We start from the raw sequence: 17,920 nt of genomic DNA, 5'->3' as shown, positions 1-17,920 counted from the left end.
CATCCAGTTCATGTCTCGTTCCTCTTTTAGACATACGAAATACTCCCTTCTTCATAGGAGAGAATTTTTATTATTTCTCTGTCTACTATAAAGGGAGCATATCAGTCTGGAAAGTCTATCGTTTATGTCGTTCTTCCTTTTTTCGCTTGCTCAGTCATTAATTATATGCTTTGTACCAATGATACGGCTGCAGCTCTTTCAACGTTTTAAATTCAAGCTCATTATCCGGATTGGTTATAGCTGCTTTGACCTCTTCTCCCCAATAAAAAAGCCGCTCCTGACAAACACCACATGGCGTTAAAATAAGAAATGGGGCATTCTCATCCTCTCTGGCAACACAAATGGAATGGGTTACTTTTATATGAAGCTTATGCGCTTCTAAAATTGCACCTGTTTCCATACACAATTCTGTAGAGGCATTAATAACTTCAGGAGCAACACTTGTTAATATTTGTCCTGCTTCTGTGTACATGGCTGCTGCACCGCCCCAGCCAGATGGGTATCTCTCTTTGACTAAATCCACAGCTGCCTGATACAGCTTTTTTTCTATATCCATTATTCTAATCTCCCATTTTATTTTTCTTTTGATTGCATAACATTATACTTCTGATTATCTAAACAGGATAGTCTTTTATATGAAACAGTGTTTCTGTGACACTGACAAACAAATCCCTTTGTTCCTTCCGTTCCCAATCCTCTTCCACTTCTGCCATCAGCCACATTACTTCATCCAAAAACACGTGTAAAACAGTTTCTTCCCAGGCTTTTATCTCTGTATTTGTGAGAGTCTGATGCTTGGAATAGCCATCTAAAAACAGTTTCCATTCTTTCGGTGTAAAAGTACGATTGGGGGCAGATGAAAATTCATTATGAAACAATAATAATGCCAACGCTAAATCAAACGTACGCGGAATCCACTTGGCATTATCCGGATCGATAAGAACAGGACTGCTTTGAAACACTAGATTATTGGCTTTATAATCATACGGCGTCTCTACCCAATTTAATGATGTGTTTTTTACTTTTTCCTGATTCTCCACTGCTGTATGTAATAAGTCTTTCAGCTTCTGAATAGACATATTGACTTGATAGCTGCCCGCAAAAATACTAATCTTTTTCATATGATCATCCACTTCATGATGATAAAAATCAAAAACATCATATTCACTTAAATCAAATATATTTTTGCTGGAGGAAAGTGCATGAATCCGCCCCAAAAGCTCTCCTGCCTGTTTAATCTCTTTCTCCGTTCCCTGATAATTGCTTCCATTTATAAACGGGTAGCAGATATAGCATGCGTCATCTATTTGTTTTGGATTGCTGGCGTGTAAATTTACTGGAGTGACAATGGATATACCGTTTTCTTTTAAATATGTAGTATATCTGACGAGATTCCAGGCTCTTTCCAAAGGATATTGTGTTTTCTTGATAATATAATTTTGAAGCTTATAGACTGGAGAAAATGGGTAAATGCTTTGCGGTTCTTCAGTGACATTAAATCCAAATTCTTTTAAAATAGCTTTACTGTTCATTTTTATTCATCCTTTGTATTAGAAAATCCTTGATATTACTAATCTGATAATTTAGCTTGACCAAATAATTATAACTTAAAATCCCCAAAAATCGTGATAAAGGGAAGAAAAATCAAAATACTCTCCCTTTTTATTTGAGGAGAGTATTTTTGGAACTGCTTTCCACCCGTTGGCAGCCTGCAAACTATGCCCCACTCTCTGTCTGTGTTGACAATAATTTTTTGAAGTATATAGAAATAATCGATAAGTTAGTGTTTAAATTCCTTTTCTATACGAAGCATATGTTTTCCAAATATCATATCCCAATAAATTATAAAACTCCACCAGCCCCGTCCAGTCAATCACAATACGAGAAATACCCCGCTGCCTTAAAAAGGCAATACCAGCTTCAACAATTGCCAATCCATATCCTTGTCCGCGTTCCCTCTCATCCACCCCTAAAGGTCCGATACCGCCTAACCTCTCCTTGAACAAAGGAGCCCAGTATACATTTTGAGCAATTAGCACCGATTTTTCATCATTCATTCGACAGAACCCAATGATTTTTTCTTCTTTCTTTAAAATAGCAAATTCTCTTCCTGTACCGCCTTTTTGAAAATAATGAATCGCTTCATATTCCCATCTTCCCGGGAAACAGCGTTGTAAAAATTCAAGAAATAATTCCTTATCCTCCAGCTCTAAGACGCTAAATTCCACCCCGTCTATTTTCGGGATTTTTACTTCATCATGAACGTTATACGTTCTAATCAAGTCATGGTCGGTACCGTTATTTTCATACCCTTTATACGCAAACCAGGCTTTTGTTTTTTCCATTTCGACCGGAATACCGGGAAAATAGTGCCATGGGTCGCGCCCCAAGAGAATCTGATTTGCACCAGCATTCTTTAAATGCGTTTCAGCATTTACTAATAATTTTGAGCCAATGCCCTTGTTTCTATGATTTCGGCTAACAAGAAGCACCTGAATCCATCCGGTTGTCCTGCTCATATCCAACATCTTTTTTTCCTGATATATTTTTGCGGCAATGAATCCAATAACATTATCTTCATCGTCCACAGCAATAGCTGAGGCCCGGTTACATATATTTTCGTCTTCAAAGCTATTTTGTTTAAATAACTCTTTTCGCATTGGAAAGCCGGCCCCAATTTCCTGATTCCATAATTGAACAATATCCTCTATTCGTTCTTCATTCCATGCCTCTAACCTCATCATTGATTATCCCTTCTTTTTTGGATGGGTGTTGCTACTAAAATTTATTTGTTCTTCTTATAATACCGCAATAAAACCTTAATGAAAACGCATTCATAAAATTATTTATTTTTTTATCTTTTCACATCCTTGTTTAAAGAAGTCCACTGCATCTCTTGTTTCATCCAGGTGCTTCATTGTAACAGGATACTGCACTGCAGCCACGCTCATAAATAAAATATCCATGACCTGCAGCTGTGCTATCCGGGAGGATGTAGCTCCGCTTCGGAAAATAGGCTCTCTTGTTGTAGATGTATACAGTTTTATGTCTGCGTGCTCGGTAACGGGCCATTTCCCGTATTTTGTCAGGCTGATTGTCTTCACTCCTCTTTTTTTAGCAAGGTGCAGCATATTTGCAATTTCAATGGTTTCTCCAGAAAAAGAAATACCGACAACAACATCCCTTGCCTTCATATTGGCAATCACTATCGCCGCTGTATGCATATCTTCAAAGGCATAAGCATTTTTATTAATCCGGATAAATTTTTGTACCGCATCCAGAGCAATCATTCCTGATGCACCAATGCCGATAAACAGGATTTTAGATGCTTCACTCATCCATTTTACTCCAGCCTGCAGCTGATCAATATCGATTAATTGTGCTGTCTCCCGGATTGTTTGAATACTGTTATTCGTCATTTTGTCAATAATGGATAAAGACGTTTCATCGGGATTAATATCACGGAAGCCGTATTCTTCTTTGCTTTGTAAATCACCAGCAATGCGGATTTTTAAATCATGGAAGCCTTTCAGATTCAAAGATTTACATAATCGAATCACTGCTGCCCCGCTTGTTTCACTGCGTTTTCCCAGCTCCTTTGCGGTTAATGAAATGGCTGATTCCGGATTCTTTAGAATATAATCAGCAATCTTTTTTTCAGATGGCGGGAGACTGGGCAGCATCTCATTCATTCTTGTTATTCCACCGTTCATAAAAGGCAATATGATCAACTCATTTCTTTTTCTCTGATCAAAGCTGTATTTCTTCTAACGATATAAAAGATATTTTTTCCTCATTTTTTTAAATAGCTCCAGCTCCTGTTGACTTTCCTCCAAATAGCTTTCCGTTTCCCCGTCTAAAATATATTTTCTTAATCGTTTTGTCCCAGCCAGTAAATCAAAAAAATACTTTCCATTTTCATTTTGAATAAACTGAAATTGATTGGGATATACATTTGCGATGGTTTCAACTAAGGTAACGCCTGCCTGCAAGGAATGCAGTTTATCACGGTTTTCAATATGAAGCTGCACACCGCTGCAGAGTCGACCTTCATGTTTTTGATAGGCAGGAACAAAAGAAACAGGACGGGCCAGAACTCCGGGTATTCTTTTATCGTTATATTCTTTTGCCAGCTTCTGCCCGTCAATATATGGAGCCCCAATCCATTCAAATGGCTTTGCGGTCCCTCTCCCCTCAGATACATTCGTTCCTTCGATCAGGCAAGTGCCAGGATATAAAACAGCTGTGTCGATAGCAGGGGTATTCGGAGACGGCGGGACCCAAAATAAATTCGTATCATCAAAATACATACTTCGTTTCCATCCTTCCATCGGTACAACAGAGAGATCGCATGAGTAAGCAAACTCATTTTTGAATAATAATGCCAATTCCCCTATCGTCATACCGTGACGGTTCGGGATTGGCAGCAGACCGACAAAGGAACGTAATTCCTTTTCTACCAGATTACCCTCCATTTTCAGTCCGGAAACAGGATTGGGCCGGTCAAGAACAATCAGCTTTTTTCCATATTCCATACAGGCTTCCATAACATAAACCATGGTATAAATATACGTGTAGTATCTGGAACCGATATCCTGTAAATCAAATAGAAGAACGTCCACTTCTGCAAGCATTTTTTTACTCGGTTTTCTCGTCTCACCATATAAACTGTAAACAGGCAATCCTGTGGCATCATCGGTTGTAGATATTACTTTCTGCCCTTCCTTCGCATCTCCGCGAATACCATGTTCAGGACCATATAAGGCAACAAGGTTAATTGCCGGATGCTCTGCAAATAAATCGATGGAGGGCTGAAGCCTCCCGTTCACGCCAGTCATGTTGGTGACCAGACCAATCCGGTGACCTTCCACCCTCTTATATCCTTTTTCTAAAAAAATATCCAGACCTGTTCGTACCAATTCTGCACACCTCCACTTCTATTTTAACCAAGACTTTCTTCCATTTTTGAGAAGGTTAAATGAACACCCCACATGATGATATAAGCAAATACACTTCCCCCGAAGAAAAATAATAATGCAGGAATTGTCATAAACGAAAGATATGTTAAAGCAATAATAATCCCAAGAAGAAATACTGTTAATAAAGGATGTCCAATTCCGATAAGTAACGCCCATTTTATATAGTCCAATGTCCGTAATTGGAAATGTGCAAAAATCGGAAAAAGGAAGAGAGCAATTACAGATAATAATAAAAATAAACCAATGACCGCAAAACTTGCTACTGTATATGCGATATGCTCCTGTGTCCGTAAAATTTGGAATTCCATTGTCATCAAATAGCCTGCTCCAGCCAATATATATCCTAAAACATTTATTTTCAGAAACTCTTTTTTATAGGATTTCCAAAAGACATGAAATACGGATATATCCTTCTCGCCATTAATCCACTTTCTTACCACTGCAAACATCGCTGCCGTCGCAGGAAATAAACCGAATAAACCAAGGCCGAGCAGCGTGAATGCAATCCATAGTAAATTCAGGCAGGCAAATCTTGTCACCCATACAGCAAAGCGATAATAACCCTCAACAAAACCGCTCATCACCTTTCCCTCCTGTTCTCTCAGGAATTCTTTCATATCTGCCGGCTGCTCTCTTATTCTTTAATAGAACCTATTAAAACACCCTGGACAAAAAAACGTTGGACAAATGGGTAAACTAATAATAATGGCAATGATGATACAATAATCACTGCATACTTAATCAGACCGGCTGTTTTCACCTGGTCTACCAGCGATTCTGCTGATCCTCCCGGGTCATTCAGCTGCATCTGATTTACAACCAGAATCTCTCTTAAAATTAATTGCAGCGGGTACTTATCTCTATCTGATAAATAAATTAAAGCGTTAAAGTACTGATTCCATAAATTCACTGCATGAAATAGTGCCATTACCGCAATAATTGGCAGAGAGAGCGGTAATACCATCCGGATAAAAATATAGAAATCAGAGGCACCATCAATTTTGGACGCTTCCACTAATTGGTCCGGGATACTTTGCTGAAAAAAAGCTCTTGCTACAAGAATAGACCAGGCTCCCACGACATTTGGAATAATAATTGCCCACATCGTATCAAGCATTCCCATTGATTTCACAACAAGATAGGTTGGAATTAAGCCTCCATTAAACAGCATTGTAAACAATACAAACCAGAGGATAAGCTTCTTTGCCATTAATTCTTTGCGTGATAAAGCATATGCGCATGGTAGTAAAACAAATAAATGAATCGCCGTTCCTACGATGGTATAAATAATGGTATTTCTGTATCCGAGCCAGATGGCATCATTGGCAAATACACGTTCATATCCTTTAAAGGTAATATCCACCGGCCAGAGCCACATTTTTCCTGAGCTGACTGCCTGCGGATCACTGATAGAGGCACTTAGAACAAAGATTAATGGATAGACGATTAATACTAAAATGACGAGAAGAAATATCGTATTTATCAAATCAAAGCCTTTATCCGACAGCGTAATCCTTTTCATCTTCCAAACCTCCTTACCATAGACTGTTATCGCTTACTTTTCTGGCTACAGAGTTAAATAGGACGAGCAGTGCGATGTTGATTGCCGAGTCGAACAGTCCGATAGCCGCTGCAAAGCTGTACTGCCCTTCCAAGAGACCCGTCTGATACACAAATGTCTGAATCACATCAGATGTTTTGGCATTTAAATTATTTTGCATCAGCAATACTTTTTCAAAGCCGACTGTCATAAAGCTGCCGATGTTTAGGATAAATAACACAACAATCGTCGGCAGAATGCTCGGGATATTAATATGAAAAATACGTTGAAGCCGGGATGCACCATCCACCTTTGCCGCTTCATGTAATTCGGGATTAACACCGGATAATGCTGCCAGATAAATTATAGAGCCCCATCCAAGAGTCTGCCAGACACCAGACCATGTAAACACATGTCTGAACCAGTCCGGGCTTGTCAGGAAATTTACTGGATCTCCGCCAAAGAATAAAATAAGACGGTTTACTAAGCCGGTTGTAGGGTCTAAAAAGATCACAATCATTCCTACAACAACAACGACAGAAATAAAGTGCGGAGCATAGGTTAATGTTTGCGCCCATCTCTTAAATATTCTATTCCTGACTTCATGCAGGGAGAGTGCCAGAATAATAGGCAATGGGAATAAGATTAATTGATACGCACTTAAAATCAATGTGTTTTTAAGCAGTCTCCAAAAATAATATGAATTAAAAAAGCGTTCGAAATGATCAAATCCGATCCATGGGCTTCCCCAAATTCCAAGGTTGGCAAAAAAGTTTTTGAAAGCAATCTGTACGCCATACATCGGGATATAATGTAATAAGATAAAATACGCAACCGCTGGAAGTAAGAAAACATATATTTGCCAATTTCGGGCAAAGTTCTTTCTCACTTGATCGAATTTACTCTGGGCTGGTACAGAAATATCATTTTTTACTCCCTTCATTCTTTAACCTCCTGTTTATCAACGGCTGGGCATAAATCCAGCCGTTGATAAATTCAACTTCTATTCAGGATGAGAAGCTTTTAATTTTCCTTATAGCGCTCATAAGCGGCTTGCTGTATTTCCATGTATTCGTCATAGCCCATGTTCTTAACAGTTTCCACATACGTATCCCATTCAGAGAAACCATTCTCTCCTGTAATAAAACCGGCCTGCATTTCTTCTACATATTTTTGCAAGTCTGTTTCCAGTACAGCAATACGATCATTTTCTTCTGCTGTATACGTAAATGCCGGCCAAATTTCTTCAATTAAATACGGCTCTAATTGCTCAGCAGCTTCTACATCAGTTGGTGCATTTTCTGAACCGGTAAAGAAGTCATCTGTGATAATAACTGGATGATTTCCGCCCGGATTGATAATATATTCCGCCAGTGCCTGCGTCAGCGTTAAGCCATCTGGATTATCCGTTATTTCCTCTGTCAGCTGCGGACCTTCATCTGTTTCCTCATAGGTCACGCCTTCAATACCCATAAAGAACATTTTTTGCCCTTCCTCGCTCCAGAAATAATCAATCCATCTCAACGCAGCTTCCGGGTTTTCATTCTCACTTGTAATCAGGAAATTACCCAATGAAAGGACAGGAGAGGTAATTCCTGTGTACATTTTCGTACCATCCGGACCTTCCAGCGCGTTCCCCGGAATAAACTGACCACCAACTTCTTTCCCGTACAATTCCATCGGATTGTAGAACTGTACAGCTCCATAAAGATCATCTGCTGCATTTGCCAGATGCTGATCCACCTCTAAGGAATAAATGTTCTGTTCAATCAGCTCTTCCTCATAAAGCTTATTCAGATACGTCAGCATTTCTTTATATTGATCATCAATAGGGTAAAAACGGATCTCCTCTGAATCTGGATCACTGTCAATTAAGGTATGAAGCTGCCCGCGGTTTTGAACACCGAATGCTCCGGATATCCAGTGAATAATACGGGACATTTCCGCTACACTGCTTAATGGAATTTCATCATTTTTTCCATTGCCATTTAAATCCGTTTCTTTCACCGCTTTTAAATACTCATAGAATTCTTCCGTCGTCTCCGGATTATCCATGTCGAGCTGCTCTAACCAGTCTCCATTCACCCACCCTTTGGCACCAATTAATAAGGATGAAAAATCTGGTGAATAGACGGTCGGAATGGAATAAATATTTCCGTCCGGGAAGGTGATTCCTTTTCGGATATCCGGGTTTTCATCCAGAACCTTTTTGATATTTGGTGCATATTCTTCGATCAAATCATTTAAAGGGATAAATGTGCCCTGGCCGCCGTACTTTTGAACATCGGAAACTGGCAGGTTGGCAGAGTAGAAAACATCCGGCAAATCCCCGCTTGCAAGAGCCAGATTTCGTTTTTCCTCTAATCCGTCAGCCGGTACCATATTCCATGTAATATCCATATTTGTCATTTCTTCATATTCATTTAAAAGTAAAACGTCATTCCAATCATCCGCTGTTGTTGCTGCTTTACCAGCAAAGATTTCTAATTCAATTGTGTCATCCACAATTGGCATGCCTTCTGTATTTAAATTATTTAAAGCCTCTTCACTGCCGCCCACATCCTCGTTGTTTTCTTTATTACATGCGGCTAATGCGATGATCGGCACTGCCGCTAAGATAATAAATTTTTTCTTGATATTCACAGGAAATACCTCCAGGCTTTTTATTCTTTTATAAGGAGGGAAATGGATACGTTCTTCCTTTTCTCCACTTATAATGCTGCTAATTACTGACCTTCTTCATAACGCTCCAGTGCTTTCTCCTGAATTTCCATATACCCATCAAGACCCATTTCTTCCAATGTCTTTACATAGTTATCCCACGCCTCAAATGACGTTTCTCCTGTAACAAATTGCGCTTCCATCTCCGCAACATACTTCTGAATATCCGCTCCTAGTGATTCCAATGTTGCCTGTTCCTCTTCTTCATAGAAGAAAAATGGCCATGGCTCTTCAATCAGGTAAGGGGCCATATTCTCGGCATTTTCGAGATCTTCAGGCTGAAATTCCGGTGCTGTCGAATATTCCGGATTTTCAATAACCGGATGTCCACCACCCGGGTTAATGATATACTGTGCCAATGCTTCCTGAACGGTTAAGCCATCAGGATTATTTGTAATCTCTTCTGTCAGCTCCGGCCCATCTGGTGTTTCTTCATAGGTCTCTCCTTCTAATCCCATAAAGAACATCTTCGCTCCTTCATCGCTCCAGAAATAATCAATCCAGCGAATCGTTGCTTCCGGATTTTCATTGACATTCGTAATGGAGAAGTGTCCCAGGCTATTTACTGGTGAAATGACGGAAGTAAATAATTTATCTCCATTTGGACCTTCCAGCGCATTTCCCGGAACATAACGGCCGCCCACTTCTTCTCCAAAATAATCTTTCGGGTTGAAGAAGTTCATGGCAGCATACTTTCCTTCTGCACCATTTGCGAGAAAATGATCCACTTCAATAGAGTAGATATTTTGTTCAATCAAGCCTTCCGTATAAAGCTTGTTCATGTATTCCAGCAATTGTTTATACTCATCAGCCGTCCGGTAAAAACGCAACTCTCCTGTTTCCGGATCTTCATCAATGGAACCATGTAAAATTCCTTTATTTGAAACCCCAAATGAGCCAGTCAGCCAATGAAATAAACGATCCATGGACACACTGCTGAACGGGATGACATCATTGCCATCAACGGATAATTCTTTTGCCGCTTTTAAATATTCATAAAATTCATCTGTCGTTTCCGGGTTATCCATTCCTAATTCATCTAAAATTTCTTTGTTAATCCATGGTTTATCATCCATCAGCGATGTTGGAGAATCCGGATCTCTCAATCTGGGAACTGCATAGATGTTTCCATCTGGAAAAGTGATACCTTTTTTAATTTCTGGATATTTCTCCAGGTATGCCTTTATATTCGGAGCATATTCATCGATTAAATCATTTAGAGGAATAAAAATACCCTGCTCACCGTACTTATATAAATCTGAATTTGGCATATAAGATCCATAGAAAAGGTCTGGTAAATCACCACTTGCAAGAGCCAGATTTCTTTTTTCCTGCAGCCCGTCAACAGGAACCTGATTCCAGTTCATGTCTATATTCGTCATTTTTTCATACTCATTTAAGACAGGAATATCATTCCAATCTTCCGCTGTTGATGCTGCATGACCGGCAAATACATCCAATGTAATTTCATTCTCCACAATTGGCATACCATCTTGATTCAAATTATCAAGTGCTTCTTCACTTCCGCCCATATCCTCTTTTTCATCGTTACCGCATGCAGTAAGTATCAATAAAAAGGAAACGCATAATAGAAACAGGATTTTTTTCTGGAATTTCACACTAATCCCCCCCTCAGATTTTCTTTATCTGTTTATTAGCCTCTGTTGCACATTTTCCTCCTCCCTCCCTTTGCAGATGAAAGTAAATCAAATGTTGACCGGTAATGTTCCTTTTGCCTCTTCTTCACCAAAAATTACTCCTGCAGCAATTTGCAAGGCAGGATAGCTGGATTCATATGTGTTGAGAAAAGCTTGCACATTTTGCAGAAAATGAGAATCATACGGATTCCGCATACCGACTCCAATAACCTTCTTATTTTCTTTCAGTAATTGATTAACGAGTGTAATCACCGGACTATTTTCAGTTATGGTCAGGGTCCCTAAAATAATATAATCATAGTTTTTGGCCTGGCCAGTAAATCCGTCCACAGCCTTTTCAAGTTCATTCAGGTCATATACTTCTACAGCTGCACCCGGAGCATATTCTCTTACCGCAGAGCCGAGTGAATTTTGATTTCTTTTGTTATCCTCCGCCTGCATCATAGCTCCATGTGCCGGCTCCAGCACAAGGACTTTCAGTTGCTCTTCTGTGTTTAACGGCAGCAGCTGATGATTATGCACTATCGTTACACTTTCCCGATAAGCGGTTTGTGCCAGCTGTCGATGTTTTTTTGAACCGACAATTTGTAAGGCATCTTTTGCTTTGGGAAAATGAAAATCTCTCCAGCTCGTATATTTTTCTTTCAACCGATGAATGCGCTGGATCGATTCTTCAATCCGTGAAAGAGACAGCTTTCCACTTTCAACAGCACTTACGATTTCCTGTATAGCTCCTTCCTGGACAGTATACGTATGAGAAATCATGACAAAATCCGTACCTGCCTGCAGCGCCTTTACAGCTCCTTTTTCAGTTCCAATCGAATTCGATATTGCTTTCATTTCCATACAGTCTGTTGTAATTGCTCCTGTAAATCCAAGCTTTTCACGTAAAAGATCACTATAGACGCTTTTGGATAGAGTCGCCGGTGTATTTTCCTTCGGCTCAATCGCCGGGAAATACACATGAGCCGTCATCACAGAATCTGCACCTGCTTCGATACAAGCTTTAAACGGTACCAATTCGATATTTTCCAGTCGCTCCATCTCATGTGAAATCACCGGCAAATCCAGGTGCGAATCTACATTGGTATCCCCATGCCCGGGAAAATGCTTTAAGGATGTCATCACTCCGGCATCCTGCAGCCCTTTCATCATGGCTTCACCTAATTCAGCAACTTTTTCAGCGTCTTCACCAAAGGAACGAACACCGATGACAGGATTATCTGGGTTATTATTCACATCTAAAACAGGTGCCAGATTCCAATTAATCCCGAGCGCTTTTAATTCTTTCCCTGTTGCCAGACCTATTTTATAAGCATATTGTGGATTATCTGTTGCTCCCAATGCCATCGATCCAGGAAAAGAAGTTAATCCTTTATGGATTCTGCTGACAACGCCGTTCTCCTGATCCAGACAAATAAGCAATGGTTTTTCATATCCAGCTTTTTTAGCTTCCTTTTGTAAATCGGAGGTTAATTGCAATACCTCTTCCGGCTCTCCAATATTTCGGCTAAATAAAATAATAGAACCGACATGATAATCATGAATTAATTTTTTTATTTTTGGGTTCACTGTCGTCCCGTCGAATCCGACAACGAGCAGCTGACCAATTTTTCTTTCTAATTCCTTCTTGACCATGAAGCATTCTCCTTTTCTCTATTTCCTTTTAACTGTGCGTTCAAAAAGTCCTGTTCATTGGGCTTTTTGAACATCCTATTTAAGATAAATTACCTGCTGTTACAATACGATGATAGAGATTCCTGCCTAAGGAGCCTTCTGACATAGGATATGGACCTTCAAAATGCAGCCGTTCTTCTTCCAGCTCCTCCATTCCGCTGATTTCTCCTTCGATATATTGCTGCAGGCGGTAAATCACCGTATCTATTCGTGCGAGCACACCGCCATAACGAATCTCAATAATTTCCCAGCCAAAGGGTTTATTGAATGAAAACCATAGTTTACGATGAGCCTTTCTTAATGTATCGACACGATCTTTCACGTCCTCTAAAGCAGGCAGCATATTCTGGAGCTTGCTTCGATTCTGATCATCATACATTGCTTTCAAGTCTCTTCCTAATTCTGCTTTCACACTTAAAACATGCGATAGCTGTTTATAGAAATCAAATAATAGATTCCAATTTGAATTTCTTTCTGCTGCTTTCTCAAGCTTAGCTGTCAGCTCTGTATAATGATTGTTCAGTGGAAAATTTTTGATATTCGCATCGTATAAGCCAATCAAAATATCCTGCCACAATAACAGCTTGGAAGGGTTGGAGGTTTGCGGATTATTCTTAGCTATCCCGGGTGTTTCATCTAATTGATTGAAAAGCATAAAGTCATTAAAATTTGCTCCCGTACAAAAATGAAACCGCCGGTGTAAATGTTCTTCAGAGAAAGATTCATGGTAGGTATGTTCGGCAAATAGCTGTAAAACCGGTAAGGCTGTCACCATTGGTGTTTCTGCTCCGTTATCTCCCCATATGGTAGCAAAAGCCTCACTAATCCCCTCTTTTTTACAGGCATGCAAGGCTGCTTCACTCGCAGCAAAGGCTTTTCCATAGTTAGGAGAGATGCCATTCCACGTCCACACACCCCCTGCAAACACTGGATCAGCTTTTAACGCCTTATGCTTTTGGATAAAGGTACGGTAAAATTCTTCATCATCGTGGTAATAATCCCAATAAACAAGCTGTGTTTCCGGTACAGACGCGACGACCGATTCCGGAATTTCAGCATCTAAGTCATAATAACCTCCATACTTGGAGCCGAGGCGGAAATACATATCACTCCAAATCATCGGCTTTAATTTTTTCTTATCCGTAATGGCTATAACCTCTTGAAGGTGTTTATTCATGATATCGAATCTTTTTTGATAGCCATGTTTATCGAGATATTTCCCTAAACCAAGCTGATGTGCTTCGTCCATTCCAATATGAATCCGCTTCGATTGAAATGGACAGCTTGCAGCTTCAATGAGATGATCTAAAAAGGTGTATGTTGCTTCGGATTCTGCTAATAAGATATCAGCGGTATCCCGTATATCGATTGCATAATTCCATTTTAAAGCTTCTGTTAAATGAGCTAGTGTCTGAATGCACGGGATCATTTCAATCCCTAATTCTGCAGCATACTGATCACATTCCTTCAGCTCTTCCTTTGTATATCTTCCACGCATATAACCGAAATAAGGATATTCTTTTACTTCATATGTATCTTCTGTATATACCATCAATGTATTGAGTCCCATTACCGCTATTTTACGCAATAAATCCTTTATTCCGTCTACCTTCATTACTGCATTGCGGGAAGCATCCAGCATTGCACCGTTCATTGTAAACTTTGGTTTCTCTATAAGTTCGAAATCCGTTTCTGAATAAAAATGTTCCAGCCATAATCCAAGCCCTCTGAAAAAATGAATTTTATCCTGAAATACAATTTCACCTTTTCCGTTAAGTTTTTTCACCAAAAGAGGACCTTCTCTTTGCGTCACATGGATTCGATGTCCTTCCTTCGCCAATTCAATATCCAGATCGTTCAACAGATGACTCAGTCCTTTTTTCACCTGCGACAGCTCTCCTGTTAAGTGAAGCTTCATATATTATCTGCCCCCGCTTTTCAGCCATTAGATTTTATCAGCAGCTTTCACATAGTGGATTTCTCGTATGAGAATTCTGACATGCTTTTGGTTTGTATTAGGATATGCTTCTTAAAATTGAAATAGAATATCAGATTTATATCGTGAAAATTGTTATTGTGTTTTATGTTTAGTTGGAAAACAGTTAAAAAAACCCTCAAAAAATAATTTTGAGGGTTTATCTTCATTATTTATTTTCTTTAATAACAATCGGATTGCAGTCACTTTGAGTAGAAAACTGAAATTCTAACAATTGCTACATAAGCTGCATTCTCCAACTTAGCATTTTAATTGAATATAACTTCCTTATTATCAATAGATACAATTGGATTTTTGATAACACAGTCAATATGTACATTTGCTTCTGTTTCTCCACCAAAGGATTTATTACTGCCAAAGGCTATATGCACTGTGCCAAAGACTTTCTCATCTTCTAGAACATTTCCAATCAGCCGCGCCTTGTTATTCGTTCCAATCCCAAATTCAGCGATTTTTCTCCCGTCTCCATCACCTAATAATTCAAGCAGCTCTTTACCTTTGTCTCCACTAGCCGTAATTAATTTACCATCTTCAATTTCTAAGGTTAAAGGTTCCTCTATCACACCAATCCCAGCAACAGATCCATCTATCATTATTGTCCCGTTAGCCGAATCCTCTATTGGTGCAATGTAAGCCTCCCCGGAAGGAAGATTCCCTGCTTCTCCTTTTTCCTGGAATACACCAGTACTCTCAATTCCTGTCCTGTTCTTAATCGAAAAAGATAAGGAGGTATCTCCTTTTTTAATTTCGACCTGATTACCTTGATTAAGTAATTCACAATATTTTTTTGTGCGTTCAACAACCTCATTATAATCTGCTGAAATAGCTCCATTCTTCAGCATATCTAATGTCACACCTGGCATCGTTGCAATACGAGCCCCGGCACTGGAAGCATTTTTTCTTGCACTTGTATGCGTGAGGGAATGTTTTGTGATACACAGAACAACCTCTGCTGCCTTCATAGCTTCACTTATAGTCTGTGGAGGCTCTTCTCCTGATTTCAATCTGGGAGTCATTTCCATAAGCACTGTTTCATTTTTTCTTTTCAGGCCTGCCTGATAGAATATATTGGCGATTTCTTTTAGCTCTGTATCGGTAATAATTAATATTTGTTCATCTTGTTTCATAAATAAATTATTTGCTAGCACACTCTCTGCCACATTGATATAATCTTGCATCCATAAACTTCCTCTCATAAGTATATCTTTTTAATTACTGCTATTTAACTGTAATTGATACTTATCGATTACTTCTGCAACTTCATTTCTTGCCTCTATTAAAAGAGATAAATAATTCATTATTTTTTCATCCTGCATACGATAGACTGGTCCAGATACAGTAATAGAACCAATAATTCCTTTATTGCTGAACAGTGGAACGGCAATGGCAATGATATCTTCCGTATACTCACTCTGGCTTCTCGACCATCCTTGTTGACGAATCTTGTCCAGCTCTGCCCTTAATTCATCCGGATCGGTCATCGTATCGTTCGTATACTTTATTAATCTTTCAGGAGTTAATATTCTGTCAATCGTTTCTTCATCCAGATACGCCAAAATAGATCGATAGGAAGCACCAACATACAAAGGGGCACGGCTGCCTACAGAAACGGAAAATTTCACTTTATTTTCCGGTTCAAGCACATCAAGCGTGACAGCCTCTTCTTTGTCTAATAAGGTAAGAAATACAGATTCCCCTGTTTGACGGCTCAGCTCTTTTAAAATTGGCCGTATCAGCTGCTTGACATTAAGCCCTTCGTACATCACCGTTCCCAGCTCCCAAACGGCAAATCCTAATGAATATTTCTTCGTCGCTGGATCTTTAAAAAGAAAGTTATTGTTTTCCAAGGTTTCTAAAATGCGATAAATTTTTGTATGATTCATCTGCATCTCATTAGCAAGCTCTCTTCCGCCCCATTTGGGCTTTTCCCTTGTAAACATTTTAAGCACTTCTAATGCACTGTGTAACGTTTTTAACATTAGCATCCCCAACTTATCATCTAGAGTCTGAAAGCATTTAGCCCTATCTTAACATATAATTTCAAATAAACAGAGTAATTACATATTTTCACACTTTTTATTACTCCGCGTAAAGAAAATCTATCACAGCTGCTGCATATACCTTTGCACAAGTTATAATTTGTTCTACCTGAACTCTCTCATTATAGCCATGAATTGTTGGCAAAAATGCCGGGCCATACTGAAGAACAGGAATATTGTAATCTCTGAAATGTCTTGCATCGCTGCTGGCCCACTGCATCACTCCATATGCCTCATGCCCTGTTACAGAGGAAATATTATCTACAATCGCTTTACACACTGGATCATTGGAGTCTGTAAAATTGGCGTTGCTTCTGAATCCAAACGGACGAATTTTATAATCAATACCCAATTCTCCTAGTTTTTCATGTAAAAAATCGGTTACCTCTTTCTCTGTAATACCAAATGGCAGCCGGCAGTCAACTTTTACTTTACAATTTTCCGGAATGACATTTGATTTTGTGCCGCCTTCAATCGTGCCTATATTTACTGTAATATGTTCAAGAACCGGCATAAATGCTTCTCTATCCTTTTCAACCTCTCTCATATATTTTTGTGATACATGAATTAATTGCTCCACTTCTTCTGGCATTTTGATTTGAATATCCCATAATTTCTGAATTTCTCTTATAGCACGTACTGCATCTGTGATCGCATTTTTTCCGGCTAAGGGGGATAGGCTTCCATGTCCCGGTTCACCAAATACCTCCAGTTCAAACCAATAAGAGCCTTTTTGTGCAACAGTTGGATTATACGGTGATGATGGTTCTGCAATTAAACAGCCGTCTCCATGTATGATTTTGTTTTTAAGTAACCACGGTACACCATAATCTCCACCAGTCTCTTCATCCGGAACAATAGCAAGGGAAAGTTTCCCTGGTAATTTAATTTGAAGACGCTTTAATATGGTAAAGGCAAATATGATTCCGGAAAGCCCAGCCTTCATGTCGCTGGCTCCTCTTCCTAACATCCAGCCATCTTTTACCTCTCCGGAAAACGGGTCGAAGTCCCACTTTTCCAGATTTCCTGCTGGAACAACATCCGTATGGCCGCAGTAGATTAAGTGTTTTCCTTCTTCCGAACCGATGCTGGAAACGAGATTATACATTTTATCAGCAGATTCATAGAAATCTACCTCTGTTCCGAATTTTTTTAGATAATTTTCAATGAACCGGCTTATTTCCGTGGAATCACCTGGAGGATTTTCACTGGGAATTTTTATTAAAGAGCTGCACAAATCAATTAACTCTTCTTTACATGCTTCTACTTCTTTAATGACCTTATCTTTTAATTCTTGTTTATTTACCATA

15 protein-coding genes are annotated in these 17,920 nt (G+C 39.3%); all 15 read right to left on the bottom strand.

Features of this window, described 5'->3' with window-relative positions:
- Positions 1 to 157: 157 nt before the first annotated feature.
- Positions 158 to 556, bottom strand: coding sequence for a cytidine deaminase (locus tag IEX29_RS25055; RefSeq protein WP_188738363.1), 399 nt, complete (start codon positions 554 to 556; stop codon positions 158 to 160).
- Positions 557 to 614: 58 nt separating this feature from the next.
- The gene (locus tag IEX29_RS25050; protein WP_188738362.1) at positions 615 to 1,532 is read right to left on the bottom strand and encodes a phosphotransferase; all 918 of its coding nucleotides are present in this window, start codon (positions 1,530 to 1,532) and stop codon (positions 615 to 617) included.
- A 255-nt stretch (positions 1,533 to 1,787) separates the two neighbouring features.
- Complete coding sequence (locus tag IEX29_RS25045) at positions 1,788 to 2,744, bottom strand: GNAT family N-acetyltransferase (protein WP_308423671.1); 957 nt, start codon at positions 2,742 to 2,744, stop codon at positions 1,788 to 1,790.
- Positions 2,745 to 2,846: 102 nt separating this feature from the next.
- Positions 2,847 to 3,713 carry a MurR/RpiR family transcriptional regulator gene (locus IEX29_RS25040; RefSeq protein WP_188738369.1) on the bottom strand — a complete coding sequence of 289 codons (867 nt, stop codon included), beginning with the start codon at positions 3,711 to 3,713 and terminating at the stop codon, positions 2,847 to 2,849.
- A 54-nt stretch (positions 3,714 to 3,767) separates the two neighbouring features.
- Positions 3,768 to 4,919 carry an exo-beta-N-acetylmuramidase NamZ family protein gene (locus IEX29_RS25035; RefSeq protein WP_229720387.1) on the bottom strand — a complete coding sequence of 384 codons (1,152 nt, stop codon included), beginning with the start codon at positions 4,917 to 4,919 and terminating at the stop codon, positions 3,768 to 3,770.
- 23 nt (positions 4,920 to 4,942) lie between these two features.
- Entirely contained in the window at positions 4,943 to 5,560 is a 618-nt protein-coding gene (locus IEX29_RS25030) for a YesL family protein (RefSeq protein ID WP_188738361.1), read from the bottom strand.
- 53 nt (positions 5,561 to 5,613) lie between these two features.
- On the bottom strand, positions 5,614 to 6,501 hold the full coding sequence (locus IEX29_RS25025; protein ID WP_188738360.1) for a carbohydrate ABC transporter permease: 888 nt from the start codon (positions 6,499 to 6,501) through the stop codon (positions 5,614 to 5,616).
- A 13-nt stretch (positions 6,502 to 6,514) separates the two neighbouring features.
- A complete protein-coding gene (locus tag IEX29_RS25020) occupies positions 6,515 to 7,462 on the bottom strand; it encodes an ABC transporter permease (protein ID WP_188738359.1) in 948 nt (315 codons plus the stop codon).
- Positions 7,463 to 7,542: 80 nt separating this feature from the next.
- Complete coding sequence (locus IEX29_RS25015) at positions 7,543 to 9,162, bottom strand: extracellular solute-binding protein (RefSeq protein ID WP_229720386.1); 1,620 nt, start codon at positions 9,160 to 9,162, stop codon at positions 7,543 to 7,545.
- A gap of 83 nt (positions 9,163 to 9,245) precedes the next feature.
- Positions 9,246 to 10,859, bottom strand: coding sequence for an extracellular solute-binding protein (locus IEX29_RS25010; RefSeq protein ID WP_188738358.1), 1,614 nt, complete (start codon positions 10,857 to 10,859; stop codon positions 9,246 to 9,248).
- Between the two features lie 87 nt (positions 10,860 to 10,946).
- Positions 10,947 to 12,536, bottom strand: coding sequence for a beta-N-acetylhexosaminidase (nagZ, locus tag IEX29_RS25005; protein WP_188738357.1), 1,590 nt, complete (start codon positions 12,534 to 12,536; stop codon positions 10,947 to 10,949).
- A 79-nt stretch (positions 12,537 to 12,615) separates the two neighbouring features.
- A complete protein-coding gene (locus IEX29_RS25000) occupies positions 12,616 to 14,493 on the bottom strand; it encodes a beta-N-acetylhexosaminidase (protein WP_188738356.1) in 1,878 nt (625 codons plus the stop codon).
- A 326-nt stretch (positions 14,494 to 14,819) separates the two neighbouring features.
- Complete coding sequence (locus tag IEX29_RS24995; RefSeq protein WP_188738354.1) at positions 14,820 to 15,749, bottom strand: aminopeptidase; 930 nt, start codon at positions 15,747 to 15,749, stop codon at positions 14,820 to 14,822.
- A 30-nt stretch (positions 15,750 to 15,779) separates the two neighbouring features.
- Entirely contained in the window at positions 15,780 to 16,550 is a 771-nt protein-coding gene (locus tag IEX29_RS24990; RefSeq protein ID WP_188738352.1) for an IclR family transcriptional regulator, read from the bottom strand.
- A gap of 100 nt (positions 16,551 to 16,650) precedes the next feature.
- Positions 16,651 to 17,919 carry a M20 family metallopeptidase gene (locus tag IEX29_RS24985; RefSeq protein ID WP_188738350.1) on the bottom strand — a complete coding sequence of 423 codons (1,269 nt, stop codon included), beginning with the start codon at positions 17,917 to 17,919 and terminating at the stop codon, positions 16,651 to 16,653.
- Position 17,920 lies beyond the last annotated feature (1 nt).

The sequence above is a fragment of the Oceanobacillus neutriphilus genome, assembly GCF_014645515.1.
GTDB classification, from domain to species: Bacteria; Bacillota; Bacilli; order Bacillales; family Amphibacillaceae; genus Oceanobacillus; species Oceanobacillus neutriphilus.
This window is presented reverse-complemented; position numbering and strand designations above follow the sequence as displayed.

Coding starts and splice junctions, on each gene's coding strand:
- IEX29_RS25045 (WP_308423671.1), bottom strand. CDS start 2,744: ATGATGAGGTTAGAGGCATGGAATGAAGAACGAATAGAGGATATTGTT.
- IEX29_RS25050 (WP_188738362.1), bottom strand. CDS start 1,532: ATGAACAGTAAAGCTATTTTAAAAGAATTTGGATTTAATGTCACTGAA.
- IEX29_RS24990 (WP_188738352.1), bottom strand. CDS start 16,550: ATGTTAAAAACGTTACACAGTGCATTAGAAGTGCTTAAAATGTTTACA.
- IEX29_RS25055 (WP_188738363.1), bottom strand. CDS start 556: ATGGATATAGAAAAAAAGCTGTATCAGGCAGCTGTGGATTTAGTCAAA.
- IEX29_RS24995 (WP_188738354.1), bottom strand. CDS start 15,749: ATGCAAGATTATATCAATGTGGCAGAGAGTGTGCTAGCAAATAATTTA.
- IEX29_RS25000 (WP_188738356.1), bottom strand. CDS start 14,493: ATGAAGCTTCACTTAACAGGAGAGCTGTCGCAGGTGAAAAAAGGACTG.
- IEX29_RS24985 (WP_188738350.1), bottom strand. CDS start 17,919: ATGGTAAATAAACAAGAATTAAAAGATAAGGTCATTAAAGAAGTAGAA.
- IEX29_RS25040 (WP_188738369.1), bottom strand. CDS start 3,713: ATGAACGGTGGAATAACAAGAATGAATGAGATGCTGCCCAGTCTCCCG.
- IEX29_RS25030 (WP_188738361.1), bottom strand. CDS start 5,560: ATGAGCGGTTTTGTTGAGGGTTATTATCGCTTTGCTGTATGGGTGACA.
- IEX29_RS25020 (WP_188738359.1), bottom strand. CDS start 7,462: ATGAAGGGAGTAAAAAATGATATTTCTGTACCAGCCCAGAGTAAATTC.
- nagZ (WP_188738357.1), bottom strand. CDS start 12,536: ATGGTCAAGAAGGAATTAGAAAGAAAAATTGGTCAGCTGCTCGTTGTC.
- IEX29_RS25025 (WP_188738360.1), bottom strand. CDS start 6,501: ATGAAAAGGATTACGCTGTCGGATAAAGGCTTTGATTTGATAAATACG.